This is a genomic window from Paracoccus limosus (assembly GCF_009711185.1).
Classification (GTDB): Bacteria; Pseudomonadota; Alphaproteobacteria; order Rhodobacterales; family Rhodobacteraceae; genus Paracoccus; species Paracoccus limosus.
Map to the genome: position 1 here is coordinate 26354 of NZ_WMIF01000012.1, position 17026 is coordinate 43379.

A 17026-nucleotide genomic window follows, 5' to 3' on the forward strand; every position below is an offset into this window, starting at 1 on the left:
TTGCCGGCCAAGGGTGGCACGCCAGCCCGCCGGTCGCAAATCACGACCCGGCAAGTTCTTGCGCATGGGGCGCGATTTCAGCGGAAAAGCACCAAAGACCCCGGAGACCAGCTCACATTCGCGCGGGTGCCGACATCCTGCACCTCGCGGCCAAAGACGTTGCGCATGGCGATGCGCACGGGCCGCGCCTTGCCGTCAAACCCGGCGGAGCCATCCAGACGCACGTCGTAATAGGTCATGTCGCCGTAATAGACGACTTCGTCGATGACGCCGGGCGTGACGCGGGCGCCGGTCTGCTGATGCGCACCCAGCAGAGACACCGCCTCGGGGCGGAAGCCGACCGAAGGTCCCTCATCGCCCGGATCGGCATGGCTGATATTGGCGGCCGGGATCTCGACCCGGCCCAGCCCCGGCACGTCCACCTCGACCCCGGTGGCGCTTTCGCCAAGGATGCGGGCGGGCAAAAAGTTCATCACGCCGATGAAGTTCGCCACCCGGCGGCTGGTCGGGTGCGCATAAAGCGCCTCGGGCCCGTCCAGCTGGGCGATCTGGCCCTCGAACATCACGGCGATGCGGTCGGACATGACCAGCGCCTCTTCCTGATCATGAGTGACCAGCACGAAGGTGATGCCGACCTGACGCTGCAGCTTGATCAGCTCGACCTGCATCTGCTCGCGCATCTTGCGATCCAGTGCAGACAGCGGCTCGTCCAGAAGCAGAACCTTGGGCTTCAGGATCAGCGCCCGGGCCAGCGCGACCCGCTGGCGCTGGCCGCCCGACAGCGCGTGGCTGGCGCGGTTGCCATAGCCCTTGAGCCCGACCATCGCCAAAGCCTCTTCAACCGCCGCCGCCTTTTCCGCCTTCGAGCGCGGATCGCGGCGCAGGCCAAAGCCCACGTTTTCGGCCACCGTCAGATGCGGGAAGATGGCATAGGACTGAAACACCATATTGGTCGGACGCCGTTTCGCCGGCACCCCCTGCATGTCCTGCCCGTCGATCAGCACCACGCCCGAGGAGATATCCTCAAACCCTGCGATGGTGCGCAGCAGCGTTGTCTTGCCGCAGCCGGACGGCCCCAGCAGCGAAAAGAACTCGCCCGAGCGTATGGTCAGGTCGATGCCGCGCAGCGCATGATAATCGCCATAATATTTCTGCACATCGCGGCATTCGATCATCGGCTTGGCCGTGGCTGTGCGCGCGCGATAGGCGGCGGCGCTGGATTGGGTGCTCATAGGAAGCCTCCGCTATCGGTGGCGCCGGTCTTGGCGATGCCGCGACGGCGGAAATATTCGGCGACGGTCAGCAGGATCACTGACAGCACCACCAGCATGGTCCCCAGCGCCATGATCATCGGGATCTGCTTGGGGAAGCGCAGCTGGCTATAGATATAGGTCGGCAGCGTCGGCTCGTTCCCGGCGAGGAAGAAGGCGATGATGAATTCATCAAGGCTGATGGTAAAGCTCATCAGCAAGGACGAGATGATGCCCGGCATGACCAGGGGCAGGATGACCAGCCGGAACGCGCTCCACCGGGTTTCGCCCAGATCATAGGCCGCCTCTTCCAGCGAGCGGTCGAGCGAGTTGAAGGCCGTGGACAGGATCACCGTGGCATAGGGCATGCAGATCAGCGTATGGCCCAAAATCACCGTCAGCACGGTCAGCTGCACGCCCAGCGACAACAGCACCACCAGAAGCGAAATCGAGACGATGATCTCGGGCAGGACCAGCGGCAGCATGATCAGCCCCATGACCGGGCCCTTGCCGGGAAAATCGAACCGGGTCGAGGCGCGGGCGGCAAAGATGCCAAGGCAGGTCGCAAAGATCGACGAGCTGACCGCAATGGTCAGCGAATTGCCCAGTGCCTGCCGCAGCGAGGCATTCTCGAACATCTGCGTGAACCACTGGGTGGTAAACCCCTTCAGCGGAAAGGCGATGATCGTGCCCGAGTTGAACGCAAAGACCGGCAAAAGCAGGATCGGCGCATAGAGAAACAGCAGATAGAGCAGCGCATAGGCGCGCAGGCCGGCACCGGGCTTCATTGCCGCACCTTCAGGAAACGCCGGTTCATCGCCATGAAGATCAGGCTGATCGCCGCGACGATCAGCATCGCCGTCACCGCCAGCGCCGAACCCATCGGTCGGTTGTCCTGATCCAGCATCTGGCTTTGGATCATGTTGGCGATCATCGGAATCTTGCCGCCGCCGATCAGCGCCGGCGTTACATAATCGCCGATGGTCGGAATGAAAACGATCAGCGACGCCGCCACCACGCCCGGCATGGCCAGTGGCAAGGTGACGCGCCAGAAGGTCATTGCCCGGCTTTCGCCGAGATCGCGCCCGGCTTCGAGCAGTGAACGGTCGATCTTTTCCAGCGCAATATAGATCGGCAGGATGGCAAAGGGCGCGTAGGCATGGGCCAGCGTCATCACCATCGAATTGACGTTATAAAGCAGAAAGCTCAGCGGCTGTTCGATGATGCCCAGCGATTTCAGGCCCGAGTTGACCACGCCGTTATAGCCAAGGATCACCTTCCACAGAAACACCCGGATCAGGTAGCTGGTCCAGAACGGAATGGTGATCAGAAACAGCCACATGGATTTCTTTCGCGGATCCACCACGAAGGACAGGAAATAGGCCACCGGAAAGGCCAGCGCCACCGTGACCAGCGTCACCAGCCCGGCCACGCCCAGGGACCGTAACATGATCTTGTGAAAGATCGGGTCGGCCCAGACGGCGCGGTAATTCTCCAGCGTGAATTCGCGGATGACGGTCAGATAGCCGTCCTTGAGAAAGGAATAGGCCACGATGGTCAGCAGCGGCGCCGCCATGACCAGCACGGCGTAAAGGAAAGGCGGGGCGATCAGTGTCAGCCCCTGTCTGTCCTGAGTCTGGTTTCCCGTTGCCATGCCGCTGTCTTTGCTGCCTGCCCTTTTGTTACGCAAGCTTTCACAACATCCCGTTAAGGGGAAGCCGTTTTTGCCGCCCGCGCCGCAGCTTTCGTCAGCCTGCCTGAAACTTCACCACCACCTCGCGGCGATGCGGATGGCGGCGATGCTCGACCAGATAGATACCCTGCCAACGGCCCAAAGTCATGCGCCCGGCCTCGACCGGGATTTGCAGGCTGGTCGGCAGAACCGCCGCCTTCAGATGCGCCGGCATGTCGTCGGGCCCCTCGTCGCGATGGGTGATCCAGCCCATCGTCGGGTGATCGGAAGGCGGCGCGATGCGGTTCAGCCAGGCCAGCAGATCGACCTGCACATCGGGATCGGCGTTTTCCTGGATCAGCAGCGAACAAGAGGTGTGGCGGACGAACAGCGTGACCACCCCGTCAGCCGCACGGATGCTGCGCAGCCAGTCCGCGACCTCGCTGGTGATCTCGTGGCAGGCGGGACCATGGGTTGCGATGCCAAGCCGGTGCAGGCTCATTCCGCTGCCTCGCCCAGATCGCTGTCGGGCGGCGGCAAGGCGCCGGCATCATGGTCCAGCGCCAGCCGCTTTTGCGTGCGTGCGCCCAGTTCGCGCAGCATCTCGGCCTGCCGGATGACATTGCCCGAGCCGCGCGTCAGCCGGTCCATCGCCGTGGCATGGCTTTTCTGCGCCCGGTCCAGCGCGGTGCCGACCTCTTCGATGGCGCCGACGAAACCGTGCAACTTGTCATAAAGCTGGCCCGCCCGCGCCGCGATCTGCATGGCATTCGATTCGCGCCGCTCGACGGTCCAGATGTGATCGACGGTGCGCAGCGTCAGCATCAAGGTGGTCGGCGTCGACAGGCCCACGCGGTTTTCCATGGCAAAGCGCGCGAGGTCCGGATCGATGCGCAGTGCCTCGGAAAACGCGCCCTCGACCGGAATGAACATCAGCACGTAATCGACCGAGCCCTCGTCCAGCGCCTGATAGCCCTTGGCCGAAAGCTGCTGGATATGGGTGCGCATGGCCGCGACATGGCGACGCAGCGCCGCCTCGCGCAGCGCGGCATCCTCGGCATTCACCGCCTCTTCATAGGCCACCAGCGAAACCTTGCTGTCGACGATCAGCAGCTTTTTCTGCGGCATTTTCACGATCACGTCCGGGCGCCAGCGCCGGCCCTCGGCATCGGTCTGGCTGGACTGGGTCAGATAATGCGTGCCGGCGATCAGCCCGGAATCCTCAAGGATACGCTCAAGGATCATCTCGCCCCAGGCGCCGCGTTTCTGGCTGTCGCCCTTCAGCGCGCGGGTCAGCGCCACCGCCTCGCGCGAGATGTCCTCGGATCGCTTGTGCAGATATTCGATCTGCTCCTTCAGCCGGGCGCGTTCCTCATCCGTGGCCTTGTTGCGGGCCTGCAATTCGGTCTGAAAGCGGTGCACCTGCTCGCGGAAGGGGTTCAGCAGCGATTGCAACTGCTCGCCCTGCGCCTTTTGCATCTCGCTGCCTTGGGATTTCAGCGTCTCATGCGCCAGCAGGCGGAACTGGCCGGTCATCTCTTCGCGCAATTCGCGCAGGGTGGCGATGTCGCGATCTGCCGCTTCGCGGTCTTTTTCAGCGGCCAGCCGGGTCTCTGCCAGCTGACGCTGCACCACGGCCAGCGCCTGACGTTCGCGGTGCAGCGCATCGGTCAACCCGTCGCGCTCTTCGACCAGCTCGCCCAGCCGCTGCGCCTGCGACTCGCCCCGGGCCTCCAGACGACCGCCGGCCAGCTGCTGGTCGTGCAACTGGCGGTTCAGGCGTTCCAGCCGGTCGCGCAGTTCCGCCTCGCTCTGGCGCGCCGCCTCGGCGGCATCCGTGGCCGAACGCCGCGTTCGCCGCAGCGCAACGAAGGCCGTCAGGAACCCGACCAGCAGCAGCACAGCCAGCACCTGCAGATTGCCTGAATCTGCCAGCCATCGTTGAATTTCCTGCCCCAGCTGCGCTTGCATCGGCGGTTCCTGCCCGTTCGTTGTTCTGGTTATCCGCGGCGACTGTTCCCCTTTTGCCCCGGAATTGCAACCGAAAGCCCCCTATCCAAGCTTCAAGACCGGATTTAGCTTTCGCAGGCAGAAACCATCATCGGAGATTGTCATGGCCAAATCAGTCGCGCTGATCATCGGCTCGCTTCGCAAGGATTCAATCAACCGTAAGCTCGCCAAGGCGCTGGAAAAGCTGGCCGAGGGCCGGCTGGCCTTTCATGAGCTGCATATCGGCGATTTGCCGCATTACAATGAGGAGCTTTGGGACCACCTGCCGGACGCCGTGGCCCGGCTCAAGGACCGGGTCGAGCATTCCGACGCGGTGCTGGCACTGACGCCGGAATACAACCGCAGCTATCCCGGCGTCATCAAGAACGCGCTGGACTGGGGCAGCCGCCCCTATGGCGCCAACAGCTGGGCCGACAAACCCGCCGCGATCACCGGCACCTCGCCGGGCGCCATCGGCACGGCCGTCGGACAGGCGCGGCTGAAAGGCGACATGCTGAACCTTGGCATGATCATCATGGCCCAGCCCGAAGCCTATATCCAATGGAAGCCCGAAGCCGTCGCCGCCGATGGCAGCATCAGCGACGAGCCGCTGCGCAAGTTCCTGGCGGCCTATGTCGATGCCTTCGTGGCATTCGTGGAAAAGCACGGCTGAAACGGCAGGGGCCCCGCGATATGCCGCGCGGCCCCGGTTCTATGGATCATGTGGCCAGCGCCGGCCCTATTGGTCGAGGAACGAGCGCAGCTTGCGCGACCGCGACGGGTGCTTCAGCTTGCGCAGGGCCTTGGCCTCGATCTGGCGGATGCGTTCGCGGGTGACGCTGAACTGCTGGCCGACCTCTTCCAGCGTATGGTCGGTGTTCATGCCGATGCCGAAACGCATGCGCAGAACCCGTTCTTCGCGTGGGGTCAGGCTGGCCAGAACCCGGGTTGTGGTTTCCTTGAGGTTTTCCTGAATGGCGCTGTCCAAAGGCAGCACGGCATTCTTGTCCTCGATGAAATCGCCCAGCTGGCTGTCTTCCTCGTCCCCGATCGGGGTTTCAAGGCTGATCGGCTCCTTGGCGATTTTCATCACCTTGCGAACCTTTTCCAGCGGCATCTGCAGCTTTTCGGCCAGCTCTTCCGGCGTCGGCTCGCGGCCGATTTCGTGCAGCATCTGGCGGCCGGTGCGGACCAGCTTGTTGATCGTCTCGATCATATGGACCGGGATGCGGATCGTGCGGGCCTGATCCGCGATCGAACGCGTGATCGCCTGCCGGATCCACCAGGTCGCATAGGTCGAGAACTTGTAGCCGCGCCGGTATTCGAACTTGTCCACCGCCTTCATCAGGCCGATGTTGCCTTCCTGAATAAGATCAAGGAATTGCAGGCCACGGTTCGTGTATTTTTTCGCAATCGAGATCACCAGACGCAGGTTGGCCTCGACCATTTCCTTCTTGGCCTGACGCGCCTCTTTCTCGCCGCGCTGGACCTGATTCACGATGCGGCGGAATTCCTCGATGTCGACGCCGACGTGCTGGCCGACCATCGCCATCTCGCCGCGCAGATCCTCGACCTGACGGCGAGACTTGTCGAACAGGGTCTGCCAGCCGCGGCCCTTGTTCTCGAACATGCGATCGACCCAGGTCGGATCCAGTTCCGAGCCGCGATAGGCGTCGATGAACTCGCGCCGGTTGATGCGGGCGGCATCGGCCAGCTTGACCATGCCCGAGTCGATGGTGACGATGCGGCGGTTGATGCCATAGATCTGGTCCACCAGCGCCTCGATCCGGGCGTTGTGCAGATGCAGTTCGTTGACCAGCGCCACGATGCGCGAGCGCAGATGCTGATAGGCGATCTCGTCGGCGGCGGAAAAGCTGCCGTCCTCGTTCAGCGTGGCGGACATGCGGTTGTCCTGCATATGCGCCAGTTCTTCGTAGCCCTGGGCAATCGCCTCAAGCGTTTCCAGAACCTTGGGCTTGAGCGAGGCTTCCATGGCCGAAAGCGACAGGTTCTGGCCGTCCTCGTCCTCGTCCTCATCCTCGGCGCGCAGGATCGGGTTGCCGTCGGCGTCAAGCTCGGCCTCCTCGCTGGCCGGGGCGGCTTCGGCGCGCGGCGCATCGCCGGGCTCGGGCAGCACCTCTTCCTCGTCGCCATCCTCATCCATCGAGCGGCCGAAGGTGGTTTCCAGATCGATCACGTCGCGCAGCAGGATGTCTTCGTCCAGCAGCTCCTGACGCCACAGCGTGATCGCCTTGAAGGTCAGCGGGCTTTCGCACAGGCCGGCGATCATGGTGTTGCGGCCGGCCTCGATGCGCTTGGCAATCGCGATCTCGCCCTCGCGCGACAGCAGCTCGACCGAGCCCATCTCGCGCAGATACATGCGCACCGGGTCATCGGTGCGGTCCAGCTTTTCGGTCTCGGTGGTGGCGATGGCCACCTCGCGCGAGCCCGAACTGGTGGTGGCGACCTGACCGCCGGTCTCGCCCTCGTCGGCCTCTTCGTCATTCTCGACGACGCGGATGTCCATTTCCGAGAGCATGGACATCACGTCCTCGATCTGGTCCGAGCTGGCCTGCTCGGGCGGCAGCACCGCGTTGAGCTGGTCATAGGTGATGTAACCACGCTCGCGCCCTTCGGCGATCATGCGCTTGACCGCAGCCTGCGACATGTCCAGCGAATGATCGTCGTCCTTGGTGTCGGGCTTCTGGTCGTCGTCGTTGGCTGCCATGCTGGCTCCCTTGAGGCGAATGATTCGCGAATCAGCGAATCGGGTCGGCTTGTCGGCCGGTTCTATTCAAATCGCGGGCGGATTTCAAAGCCTGCACCGGACGGAACCTGCAGTGATTCCATTCATGATTCGGGACTGCCGCGAATGGCGGCCCCGCTGAGGGGTCAACGGCGCGGCTTGCGCCATATCTGGTTTTCGATCGCGGCCCGCAATTGTGCGACCAGCGCCTCGCGGTCCTCGCCGAAATCCGACAGGTCCGAAAGCGAGGCGTGATCGGCATTCTGACGGGCCCGGTTCGACTGCGCCACGCGCCATGTCAGCCCCTCGTCCGCCAGCCCCTCGATCTCGGCCTCGGCGCGGGCGATCTCTTCGCGGGCGACCCGGCGCGCCTCGATCCGGTCGAGGGCATTGGTCAGAATTTCGGCCGCGCCGGTGCCATCCTGCGAACGCAGGATGGCCGGAGCCGCCCTGACATGGGGCTCGGCCATGATGCTTTCAAGAGCGCGCTGCCCGGCCTGCGACTGGCTGCCCGCGAGCAGATCGTGGACCAGTTGCGCGCGGTCGGCATCCTCGGGGTCCAGCCGCTCCAGCCGCGCCTCGACGGCGCCGATCAGCTGCGGATGCGTGGCGCAGATCGCAAGGATCATCGCCTCGATCAGCGCCTCGGCGTCGCGCTCGCCAGCCTCGGGCGAGGACAGGCGCGAGGCGCGCGTCGGTGCCGCCGGCGCAACCGGCAGCGCGACACGCATGCCGCGCGGCTGCCATGGTTGACGGGCCTGCCCCTGCGGGGCCGCCTCGCGCCGGCGCGCGCCGAACATCTCCCATTTCAGGTTCTTGAGCGTGGCAAAGTAATGGTCGCGGGTGTCCTTGTCGGGGATTCTGGCGATGGCCTCGCCCAGCACCTTGTCCAGCGCGGCCTTGCGTTCGGGGCTGTCAAAGACGCGGCCCTCGGTCTCGCGCCGCCACAGCAGGTCGATCAGCGGGCGCGATTCGTCCAGCACCGCCGCCATGGCGCCGGCGCCGCGCGCCCGGATCAGGTCGTCGGGATCCTGCCCCTCGGGCAGAAAGGCGAAACGCAGCGCCTGCCCCGGCGCCGTCATCGGCAGCGCCAGATCGATCAGCCGCATCGCCGCGCGCAGCCCGGCGCTGTCACCATCAAGCGCGATCACCGGCTCGGGCGAGATGCGCCACATCAGCCGCAGCTGATCCTCGGTGATGGCGGTGCCCAGCGGCGCCACCGCGCCCTCGAAACCGGCGCGCACCAAGGCGATCACGTCCATATAGCCCTCGGCCACCAACAGCGGCTTGCCCTTGGCCACCGCCGCCCGTGCCGGGCCGACGTTGTAAAGGTTGCGCCCCTTGTCAAACAGCGGCGTTTCCGGCGAGTTCAGGTATTTCGCCCGCGCGTTCGGGTCCAGCGAGCGGCCGCCAAAGGCGATGCAGCGCCCGCGCGCGTCGCGGATCGGGAACATGATCCGGCCGCGAAAGCGGTCAAAGGGCGCGCCGCCGTCGTCGGGCTTGGCGCAAAGCCCGGCCTCGACGATCAGCGCATCGGCGACGCCCTTGCTGCGCAGCGCGTTGAACAGGCCCTGCCGCTGGTCGGGGGCAAAGCCGATGCCGAATTGCTCGCAGGCCGCCGCATCCAGACCGCGCCGGGTCAGATAGTCGCGCGCGGATTGCGCCACGCCCATGCCCAGCTGCATGCGAAACCAGCGCACCGCCTGCTCCATCACCTCGACCAGCTCGGTCCGGCGGTCGGCGCGCTGCACCTGACGCGGATCGCGTTCGGGCATCTGCAGCCCGGCCTCGGATGCCAAAAGCTCGACCGCCTCGATAAAGCTCATGCCCTCGGCCTCGCGCAGAAAGGTCAGCGCGTCGCCCTTGGCGTGGCAGCCAAAGCAGTAATAAAAGCCCTTCTGGTCATCGACATGGAACGAGGCGGTTTTTTCGCCGTGAAACGGGCAAGGCGCCCACCAGTCGCCCTTGGCCTGATTCGAGCGGCGCAGATCCCACACCACCTTGCGCCCGATGACGCGCGACAAAGGCACGCGGGCGCGGATCTCGTCAAGGAACTGGGGCGAAAGGCTCATAGGCCTTTATATCGGTCGCGCGGCAGCTTTTGAACAGCCCCGCTGTCGCAAGACTTTGTGCCCCCCGTCATCACGCCCCCACCGCGCCGCGCACCAGATCCCAATAGGTCGCGACCACCCGGTCGCGGTCCAGCCGCCCGCCCTCGCGATACCAGTTCGTCACCCCGGTCAGCATGGCGATCAGCGCCATCGTGGTCAGCCGCAGGTCCGGCACCACCATGCTGCCCTGCGCCACACCATCGGCCAGGATCGCCTGCAAGGCATCCTCATAGCGCCGACGCAGCAGGGCCAGCGCGCGGCGGTTCTCGGGCGTCAGGTTGCGCAGCTCCATATAGGACAGGAACACGTCCTCGGGATGTTCGAGACTGGTCGAGACATGAAAGCGCAGGAAGGCATGCAGCCGCTCGGGCGCCGGACGGCTGGCATCGTCCTGCCAGCGCGCCAGCAGGAACTCCATATGGCTGCGCAGCAGATCGGCCAGCAGCGCCTGCTTGTCGGGGGTATAGCTGTAAAGCGTGCCGACCTGCACGCCGACCTCGGCCGCAATCTGGCGCATCGAGACGGCGGCATAGCCATGGCGCGCAAACAGCCGCCGCGCCGCGTCGCGGATCAGCGGACCGGTGATCTCTGCCTTGGATCCTTGGGTTCGGGCCATGCCGTCTTCTAGGCCGGGGTCCGGGATCGGGAAAGCCGTATCTTGCCCCTGCCCCGCCCCCGCGCCTATGTTGCGGCAATTCGGCAAGGATGCGAGGACATGAAGGCAGGAGTGATCGGTTTGGCCGTTCTGGCGGCGGGCGCACTGGCGGGCTGCAGCGACCGGATCGGCGACTATCCCGCGCTGCTGCCCACGGATCAGGTTCTGGCCGAGCCGCAGCTGCCCGGCCATGCCCGCGACGCGGCCCGTGATCCGCAACAGACCCGCGATGCGCTCAGCGCGCGCGCGGCGGGGCTGAGCGCATCGGCCGGTGCGGGGCCGGGTTCGGACAGCGCGCTGACCGCCCGGGCCGAGGCGCTGCGCGCCCGCGCCGCCGCCCTGCGCAAGACCTCGCTCGACTGCCCCGAGGGTCAGGCCGATTGCCCGCCCCCCGCAGCCGAGCCCGCAACCCAACCGGCCGCCACGACGACGACGACCCAAGACTGAAGGACAGACCCATGGCGGTCATCACCTGCATCGACGACCTCAAGACCCTCTATCGCCGGCGCGTGCCGCGCATGTTCTACGATTACGCCGAAAGCGGCAGCTATACGGAAAGCACCTTCCGCGAGAATTGCAGCGACTTCGCCCGCATCAGGCCGCGCCAGCGCGTCGCCGTGGACATGAGCGGGCGCAGTACCGCCAGCGCCATGATCGGCCAGAACGTGACCATGCCGGTGGCGCTGGCCCCGGTTGGCATGACCGGCATGCAATCGGCCGATGGCGAGATCAAGGCCGCGCAGGCAGCGCATAAATTCGGCGTGCCCTTCACACTGTCCACCATGTCGATCTGTTCGATCGAGGATGTGGCGGCGGCAACGCAGGCCCCGTTCTGGTTCCAGCTTTACGTCATGCGCGATCAGGATTTCCTTGAAGCGATCATCGAACGGGCCCGGCGCGCCAATTGCTCGGCGCTGGTGCTGACGCTGGATCTGCAGATCCTTGGCCAGCGGCACAAGGATCTCAAGAACGGCCTGTCGGCGCCGCCCAAGATGACACTGCCGGTGATGCTGGACCTTGCCACGCGCTGGCGCTGGGGTCTTGAGATGCTGCGGACCAAGCGGCGGTTCTTTGGCAATATCGTCGGCCATGCCAAGGGCGTCGGCGATCCGTCGTCGCTGATCGAATGGACGGCCCAGCAATTCGATCCGCAACTCGATTGGGACAAGATCGCCCGCATCCGCGACCTCTGGGGCGGCAAGCTGATCCTCAAGGGCATCAACGACGCCGAGGATGCCCGCATCGCCGCCGATTTCGGTGCCGATGCAATCATCGTGTCGAACCATGGCGGCCGGCAGCTGGATGGCGCGGTCAGCTCGATCCGGATGCTGCCCGAGATCGTCGCGGCGGTGGGCGACCGCGTCGAGGTGCATCTCGACAGCGGCATCCGCTCGGGTCAGGACGTTCTCAAGGCGCTGTCGCTGGGGGCCACGGGCACTTATATCGGCCGCGCCTTCATCTATGGTCTGGGCGCCATGGGTGAAGCCGGCGTGACCAAGGCGCTGGACATCATCCGCAAGGAACTGGACATCACCATGGCGCTCTGCGGCGAACGTGATGTGCGCAACCTTGGCCGGCACAACCTGCTGCTGCCGCCGGATTTCCTGACCCCCTGGTGCTAGGACGGGGCTAGGACGCGGGCTCGACCGGCGGCTGCGCCGCCTCGGCGCGGCGTGCCGCCCCACCCCGGCGCATCAGCCGGCGTGAACGCGGCACAAGGGCACCATAGAGCAGCGCGATCAGGGTCGGCACGCTGACCCCGATCAGCAACAGCTCCCAGCGGGTATCGAAGCCCAGCAGATAGCCCAGTTCGAAGGCCCAGATATGCAGGAAATAGATCGAGGCCGAGATCAGCCCCAGATCGACGGCCTGCGGCGGCGCGTCGACCCCCAACACCAGCAGGAAGACCGCCGGCACCGCCAGATAGGTCATTACCGGGATCTCGATCATCACCCCGGTGCCGCGCCAGCTCTGCACCAGCCATGCCTCAAGGCACAGCAGTCCCAGCCCCAGCGCCGCAACTGCCAGAAGCCGGCGCCGCCCGGCGATGGGATTGCCGCCCGCCATCTGCCGGCTCAGCATGAAACCGATGACAAGAAAGGGAAAACACAGGAACAGCCCATTGCGATAGCGCTGCGCCGAAACCGAAGCGAGGCCCGACAGGTCCAGATATTCCAGCGTCACCCCGACCAGCGCGCAAAGTGTCGCCGGCAGGATGACGAACCAGATCTCCCAGCCCGGCGCCAGCCGCCGCCCCAGCGCCAGCAGCCCGGTCAGCGCCAGCCCGGCCAGCAAAAGCCCGCTCAGAAACCACAGATGCAGATAGCCCCAGAACAGCGTGGTGCCCAGCGACCGCAGCCCCGTCACCTGCCCCCGCCAATGCGGGTAATAAAGCGCCATCCAGAACACATAAAGCATCAGCACGCGCAGCAACCATTTCCGGGTCTTGCCCCGCTGCACGGCATGGAACAGGAAATAGCCCGCGATGACGCAAAACAGCGGCACCAGCATGCGCAGCAGCCCGTTGCCCACGACAAAGACCCGCGGCGACATGTTCGCCTGCATCCAGTTGGTATGCGCGAACACGACCAGAACGGCAAAAACGGTCTTGAGATAGTCAAGGGAATGAATACGTTTCATCAATGCGGACCCGGGATAATGAGCGGACTTTCGCCGAAGCCCCGCTCGAAAAGCAAGCGCTTTTCACTTGATGCTGCGGTATTTCGCTTCCAATGCTACGCATTTGCCGCTATAGGGCCGGCTTCGGCCGTGCACCCTTGGAGGACGGCCGCCTACACTTAGCAAAGGAATACCAACATGGCCAAAGAGATCCCGGATCTGGTGGTCGAGGCACGCGCGGGGACAGGCAAGGGGGCCGCCCGCCAAGCTCGCCGCGAAGGCAAGGTGCCCGGCATCGTTTATGGCGACGGCAAAGACCCGCAGCCGATTCAGATCGAGTTCAACTCGCTGCTGACCAAACTGCGCGCCGGTCGCTTCCTGTCCACGCTGTGGAACCTGAAGATCGACGGTCAGGATGACGTGCGCGTCGTCTGCCGCGGCGTTCAGCGCGACGTGGTGAAAGACCTGCCGACGCATATCGACTTCATGCGCCTGCACCGCAACACCCGCGTGAACCTGTTCATCCACGTGAACTTCGAAAACCACGAGGAAGCCCCCGGCCTGAAACGCGGCGGCACTCTGGTTATCGTGCGTCCCGAGGTCGAGCTGGTCGTCACCGCCTCGGAGATCCCCGATCACATCACGGTCGACCTGACCGGCAAGAAGATCGGCGACACCATCCACATCAGCGACATCGTGCTGCCGAACGGCGCGAAGCCGACCATCGACCGCGACTTCGTCATCGCCAATATCGCTGCGCCTTCGGGCCTGCGTTCGGAAGAGAACGAAGAAGCCGCTGCCGAAGCCTGATTTCAGGCTGACGGCAGGTATCGGGCGGCATCCCCAGCGGATGCCGCCCTTTCTCTTGCCTGCGGGCGGTGCTAACAGACCCGCCTGACGAGAAAGAGGCTGACATGGACCCCATCCACATCATCGGTGCCGGCCTCGCCGGATCCGAGGCCGCATGGCAGATCACCCGCGCCGGCGTCCCGGTCGTGCTGCACGAGATGCGCCCCAAGGTCGCCACATTCGCCCACAAGACCGGCGATTGCGCCGAGATGGTCTGCTCGAACAGCTTCCGCTCGGATGACGACCGCATGAACGCGGTGGGCCAGCTGCATTGGGAAATGCGGGCGGCGGACGGGCTGATCATGGCCATGGCCGAACGCCACCGCCTGCCCGCCGGCGGCGCGCTGGCCGTAGACCGAGACGCCTTTTCGGCGGCGGTGACGCAGGCCCTGCACGATGAGCCGCTGGTCAGCTTCGCCCCCGGCGAGATCACCGAATTGCCACAGGACGGCCGCTGGATCATCGCCACCGGCCCGCTGACCTCGCCCGCGCTGGGTCAGGCGATCCTGCAAGCCACCGGCGAAGGCGCTCTGGCCTTTTTCGACGCCATCGCCCCCATCGTCCATGCCGAAACCATCAACATGTCCGTCTGCTGGCTACAAAGCCGCTACGACAAGGGCGAGACCGAGGCCGAGCGCACCGCCTATATCAACTGCCCGATGACGCGCGCGGATTACGAAACCTTCATCGACGCGCTGCTGGCTGCCGACAAGACCGAGTTCCACGAGGGCGAGACGGCGGGCTATTTCGACGGCTGCCTGCCCATCGAGGTCATGGCCGAGCGCGGCCGCGAGACCCTGCGCCACGGCCCGATGAAACCGGTGGGCCTGACCAACGCCCATAACCCGACCGAAAAGCCCTATGCCGTGGTGCAACTGCGCCGCGACAACGCCATGGGCACACTCTACAATATCGTCGGCTTTCAAACCAAGATGAAATATGGCGCGCAAACCGATGTTTTCCGGCGCATTCCCGGTCTGCAGAACGCAAGTTTCGCGCGCCTCGGCGGCATCCATCGCAACACGTTCCTGAATTCTCCGCGCCTGATCGATGACCGGCTGCGGCTGCGCGCGCGGCCGAACCTTCGTTTTGCCGGTCAGGTGACCGGGGTGGAGGGCTATGTCGAATCGGCCGCCATGGGCCTGCTCGCGGGCCGCATGGCCGCGGCCGAGGCGCTGGGGCGCGACCTGCCGCCGCCGCCCGTCACCACCTCGATGGGGGGGCTGGTCAACCACATCACCGGCGGCGCGGATGCCAAGACCTTCCAGCCGATGAACGTGAACTTTGGCCTTTACCCGCCGCTGGACGAGATGCGCAGCGGCCGCAAGGGGCGCAAGGACCGTTACCCGGCCTATACCGACCGCGCGAAACAGGATTTCAGCGCATGGCTGGCGGCACAGTAACCCGCTTTGCGCCCTCGCCGACCGGGCCGCTGCATCTGGGCCATGCCTTTGCCGCGCTGACCGCCGCGCGGCTGGCCGGGCCCGGCCAATTCTTGCTGCGGATCGAGGATATCGACCAAAGCCGCTGCCGCCCTGAATATGAGGCGATGATCGCCGAGGATCTGCACTGGCTGGGCCTTGACTGGCCACAGCCCGTCATGCGCCAGTCCGAACGCCTGCCGGCCTATCAGGCGGCTCTGGACCAGTTGGCGGCATCGGGCCTGACCTATCCCTGCCAATGCCGCCGCGCCGATATCCGCGCCGCGCTTTCTGCCCCGCAAGAGGGCGCGCCGGTGATCGGCCCCGATGGCCCGGTCTATCCCGGCACCTGCCGCCACCGCCATATGGCCGAGGCTAGTCCCAACGACACCATCCGCCTGAACTCCGCAGCTGCACTCGCCCATCTCGGGCTGGACGAGGTCGGCTTTCTGGACGAGAATGTCGCCCCCGGCGTAGCGCATCGGCTGGCGGCGGCTGACCTCATCGCCGGGATCGGTGATGTCGTTCTGGCCCGGCGCAGCATGGGCACCAGCTATCACCTTTCGGTGGTGGTGGATGATGCCGCGCAGGGCATCACGCTGGTCACGCGCGGAAAAGATCTGTTGGATTCCACATGGATCCATGTGCTTCTTCAGAAATTGCTGCAACTTGAAACGCCGCGCTATCACCACCACCGCCTGATCCGTGACGCCCACGGCAAGCGTCTGGCCAAGCGCGACGACGCCCGCGCCCTGCGGCTTTACCGGGCCGAGGGCGCGACGCCCGAGGATATTCGCCACATGTTAGGGCTGTAGCGGCTGCATGATCTCGACCTCGGCCCCGTCGCGGATCGCGGTATAAAAGCACGAGCGGCGGTTGGTGTGGCAGGCCGGCCCGGTCTGATCGACCAGCGCCAGCAGACAGTCTCGATCGCAATCGACCCGCAGCTCGACCAGTTTCTGCAGATGGCCCGAGGTTTCGCCCTTGACCCAGAATGCCTGACGCGAGCGCGACCAATAGGTGACATTGCCGCTGGACAACGTGCGGGCCACGGCATCGGCGTTCATCCACGCCACCATCAGCACCTCGCCCGAGACATGGTCCTGCGCCACGACCGGGATCAGGCCATTGGCGTCGTATTTCAGGCTGGAGGGATCGAACATCGGCTTTCCTTTCGCGCGGGCCATGCCTATCTAAGGCCGGCACGCCGCAAGGAAAAGACCATGGCCGACAGCGATCTGATGCAGCTTTATTCCCGCCGGATCCTGGCTTTGGCGGCCGATATCCCGCATCTGGGCAAGCTGGCCGCGCCGGGTGGCAGCGCACACAAGCGTTCGCCGCAATGCGGATCTTCGGTGACCGCGCATGTCGTGGTCCAGGACGGGCGTATCGCCGAATTCTCGCAAGAGGTGCGGGCCTGCGCCTTGGGACAGGCCTCGGCCGGGGTGCTGGGCAGTGTCGTTCTGGGCCGCAGCCGCGAGGAATTGGCCAAGGCGCGCGAGGAATTGCTGGCCATGTTGAAATCCGACGGGCCTGCCCCCGCCGCGCCCTTTGATGCGCTTGAGGTGCTGATGCCCGCGCGCGAATTTCCCAATCGCCATGCCTCGATCCTGCTGGCATGGGATGCCACGCTGGGCGCGATGGACGCGGCCCAGGCCTGAGCTTTCCATTTGATCGAAAAAGAAAACCGGCCCGCAAGGAGCCGGTCAGTTGC

At 65.1% G+C, this 17026-nt stretch carries 17 protein-coding genes; 7 read left to right on the forward strand and 10 right to left on the reverse strand.

Going from position 1 to position 17026, the window contains the following annotated elements:
• Positions 1-77: 77 nt before the first annotated feature.
• The 5 genes from GL279_RS10125 to GL279_RS10145 all read right to left on the reverse strand — a co-directional run bounded on the left by GL279_RS10125 (position 78) and on the right by GL279_RS10145 (position 4893).
• Positions 78-1232, reverse strand: coding sequence for an ABC transporter ATP-binding protein (locus tag GL279_RS10125; protein WP_155064513.1), 1155 nt, complete (start codon positions 1230-1232; stop codon positions 78-80).
• Positions 1229-2038: an ABC transporter permease gene (locus GL279_RS10130; RefSeq protein ID WP_155064514.1), complete on the reverse strand. Its 810-nt coding sequence runs from the start codon at positions 2036-2038 to the stop codon at positions 1229-1231. Before GL279_RS10130 ends, GL279_RS10125 begins: the two co-directional genes overlap by 4 nt.
• On the reverse strand, positions 2035-2904 hold the full coding sequence (locus GL279_RS10135) for an ABC transporter permease (protein WP_155064515.1): 870 nt from the start codon (positions 2902-2904) through the stop codon (positions 2035-2037). The genes GL279_RS10130 and GL279_RS10135 overlap by 4 nt, the downstream gene beginning before the upstream one ends.
• 94 nt (positions 2905-2998) lie before the next feature.
• A complete protein-coding gene (locus GL279_RS10140; protein ID WP_155064516.1) occupies positions 2999-3424 on the reverse strand; it encodes a secondary thiamine-phosphate synthase enzyme YjbQ in 426 nt (141 codons plus the stop codon).
• Positions 3421-4893: a DNA recombination protein RmuC gene (locus tag GL279_RS10145; RefSeq protein WP_155064517.1), complete on the reverse strand. Its 1473-nt coding sequence runs from the start codon at positions 4891-4893 to the stop codon at positions 3421-3423. The genes GL279_RS10140 and GL279_RS10145 overlap by 4 nt, the downstream gene beginning before the upstream one ends.
• A gap of 142 nt (positions 4894-5035) precedes the next feature.
• On the opposite strand from GL279_RS10145, the gene GL279_RS10150 reads away from it, so the two are divergent.
• Complete coding sequence (locus GL279_RS10150; RefSeq protein ID WP_155064518.1) at positions 5036-5584, forward strand: NADPH-dependent FMN reductase; 549 nt, start codon at positions 5036-5038, stop codon at positions 5582-5584.
• A gap of 66 nt (positions 5585-5650) precedes the next feature.
• Here the strand turns inward: GL279_RS10150 and rpoD are convergent, their stop codons facing one another.
• From rpoD to GL279_RS10165, 3 genes are all read right to left on the reverse strand, one after another.
• Entirely contained in the window at positions 5651-7639 is a 1989-nt protein-coding gene (gene rpoD / locus GL279_RS10155) for an RNA polymerase sigma factor RpoD (RefSeq protein WP_155064519.1), read from the reverse strand.
• A gap of 164 nt (positions 7640-7803) precedes the next feature.
• On the reverse strand, positions 7804-9729 hold the full coding sequence (dnaG, locus tag GL279_RS10160) for a DNA primase (RefSeq protein ID WP_155064520.1): 1926 nt from the start codon (positions 9727-9729) through the stop codon (positions 7804-7806).
• A gap of 70 nt (positions 9730-9799) precedes the next feature.
• Positions 9800-10384, reverse strand: coding sequence for a TetR/AcrR family transcriptional regulator (locus tag GL279_RS10165; RefSeq protein ID WP_155064521.1), 585 nt, complete (start codon positions 10382-10384; stop codon positions 9800-9802).
• 99 nt (positions 10385-10483) lie between these two features.
• Here GL279_RS10165 and GL279_RS10170 point away from each other — a divergent pair, with 99 nt between their 5' ends.
• A complete protein-coding gene (locus tag GL279_RS10170) occupies positions 10484-10870 on the forward strand; it encodes a hypothetical protein (RefSeq protein WP_155064522.1) in 387 nt (128 codons plus the stop codon).
• A gap of 11 nt (positions 10871-10881) precedes the next feature.
• Positions 10882-12045 (forward strand): alpha-hydroxy acid oxidase, encoded by a 1164-nt coding sequence (locus GL279_RS10175; protein WP_155064523.1) that lies wholly within the window; start codon positions 10882-10884, stop codon positions 12043-12045.
• 7 nt (positions 12046-12052) lie between these two features.
• On the opposite strand, the gene GL279_RS10180 is transcribed toward GL279_RS10175, so the two are convergent.
• On the reverse strand, positions 12053-13063 hold the full coding sequence (locus GL279_RS10180) for an acyltransferase family protein (RefSeq protein ID WP_155064524.1): 1011 nt from the start codon (positions 13061-13063) through the stop codon (positions 12053-12055).
• A gap of 177 nt (positions 13064-13240) precedes the next feature.
• Here GL279_RS10180 and GL279_RS10185 point away from each other — a divergent pair, with 177 nt between their 5' ends.
• The 3 genes from GL279_RS10185 to gluQRS all read left to right on the forward strand — a co-directional run bounded on the left by GL279_RS10185 (position 13241) and on the right by gluQRS (position 16127).
• Positions 13241-13852 (forward strand): 50S ribosomal protein L25/general stress protein Ctc, encoded by a 612-nt coding sequence (locus tag GL279_RS10185; protein WP_155064525.1) that lies wholly within the window; start codon positions 13241-13243, stop codon positions 13850-13852.
• 104 nt (positions 13853-13956) lie between these two features.
• On the forward strand, positions 13957-15294 hold the full coding sequence (trmFO, locus tag GL279_RS10190; RefSeq protein ID WP_155064526.1) for a methylenetetrahydrofolate--tRNA-(uracil(54)-C(5))-methyltransferase (FADH(2)-oxidizing) TrmFO: 1338 nt from the start codon (positions 13957-13959) through the stop codon (positions 15292-15294).
• Positions 15276-16127 (forward strand): tRNA glutamyl-Q(34) synthetase GluQRS, encoded by an 852-nt coding sequence (gluQRS, locus tag GL279_RS10195; RefSeq protein ID WP_155064527.1) that lies wholly within the window; start codon positions 15276-15278, stop codon positions 16125-16127. The genes trmFO and gluQRS overlap by 19 nt, the downstream gene beginning before the upstream one ends.
• Here gluQRS and hisI read toward each other — a convergent pair.
• Positions 16116-16475 carry a phosphoribosyl-AMP cyclohydrolase gene (hisI, locus tag GL279_RS10200; protein WP_155064528.1) on the reverse strand — a complete coding sequence of 120 codons (360 nt, stop codon included), beginning with the start codon at positions 16473-16475 and terminating at the stop codon, positions 16116-16118. The two genes, gluQRS and hisI, sit on opposite strands and share 12 nt — an antisense overlap.
• 60 nt (positions 16476-16535) lie before the next feature.
• Here hisI and GL279_RS10205 point away from each other — a divergent pair, with 60 nt between their 5' ends.
• The gene (locus tag GL279_RS10205; protein WP_155064529.1) at positions 16536-16973 is read left to right on the forward strand and encodes an iron-sulfur cluster assembly scaffold protein; all 438 of its coding nucleotides are present in this window, start codon (positions 16536-16538) and stop codon (positions 16971-16973) included.
• Positions 16974-17026: the final 53 nt, after the last annotated feature.

What these genes read in the sequence shown, in the direction of transcription:
- dnaG (WP_155064520.1), bottom strand. Translation starts at nt 9,729, where the DNA reads ATGAGCCTTTCGCCCCAGTTCCTTGACGAGATCCGCGCCCGCGTGCCT.
- GL279_RS10140 (WP_155064516.1), bottom strand. Translation starts at nt 3,424, where the DNA reads ATGAGCCTGCACCGGCTTGGCATCGCAACCCATGGTCCCGCCTGCCAC.
- GL279_RS10205 (WP_155064529.1), top strand. Translation starts at nt 16,536, where the DNA reads ATGGCCGACAGCGATCTGATGCAGCTTTATTCCCGCCGGATCCTGGCT.
- trmFO (WP_155064526.1), top strand. Translation starts at nt 13,957, where the DNA reads ATGGACCCCATCCACATCATCGGTGCCGGCCTCGCCGGATCCGAGGCC.
- GL279_RS10125 (WP_155064513.1), bottom strand. Translation starts at nt 1,232, where the DNA reads ATGAGCACCCAATCCAGCGCCGCCGCCTATCGCGCGCGCACAGCCACG.
- GL279_RS10180 (WP_155064524.1), bottom strand. Translation starts at nt 13,063, where the DNA reads ATGAAACGTATTCATTCCCTTGACTATCTCAAGACCGTTTTTGCCGTT.
- rpoD (WP_155064519.1), bottom strand. Translation starts at nt 7,639, where the DNA reads ATGGCAGCCAACGACGACGACCAGAAGCCCGACACCAAGGACGACGAT.
- hisI (WP_155064528.1), bottom strand. Translation starts at nt 16,475, where the DNA reads ATGTTCGATCCCTCCAGCCTGAAATACGACGCCAATGGCCTGATCCCG.
- GL279_RS10150 (WP_155064518.1), top strand. Translation starts at nt 5,036, where the DNA reads ATGGCCAAATCAGTCGCGCTGATCATCGGCTCGCTTCGCAAGGATTCA.
- GL279_RS10165 (WP_155064521.1), bottom strand. Translation starts at nt 10,384, where the DNA reads ATGGCCCGAACCCAAGGATCCAAGGCAGAGATCACCGGTCCGCTGATC.
- GL279_RS10135 (WP_155064515.1), bottom strand. Translation starts at nt 2,904, where the DNA reads ATGGCAACGGGAAACCAGACTCAGGACAGACAGGGGCTGACACTGATC.
- GL279_RS10170 (WP_155064522.1), top strand. Translation starts at nt 10,484, where the DNA reads ATGAAGGCAGGAGTGATCGGTTTGGCCGTTCTGGCGGCGGGCGCACTG.
- GL279_RS10175 (WP_155064523.1), top strand. Translation starts at nt 10,882, where the DNA reads ATGGCGGTCATCACCTGCATCGACGACCTCAAGACCCTCTATCGCCGG.
- GL279_RS10130 (WP_155064514.1), bottom strand. Translation starts at nt 2,038, where the DNA reads ATGAAGCCCGGTGCCGGCCTGCGCGCCTATGCGCTGCTCTATCTGCTG.
- GL279_RS10145 (WP_155064517.1), bottom strand. Translation starts at nt 4,893, where the DNA reads ATGCAAGCGCAGCTGGGGCAGGAAATTCAACGATGGCTGGCAGATTCA.
- gluQRS (WP_155064527.1), top strand. Translation starts at nt 15,276, where the DNA reads ATGGCTGGCGGCACAGTAACCCGCTTTGCGCCCTCGCCGACCGGGCCG.
- GL279_RS10185 (WP_155064525.1), top strand. Translation starts at nt 13,241, where the DNA reads ATGGCCAAAGAGATCCCGGATCTGGTGGTCGAGGCACGCGCGGGGACA.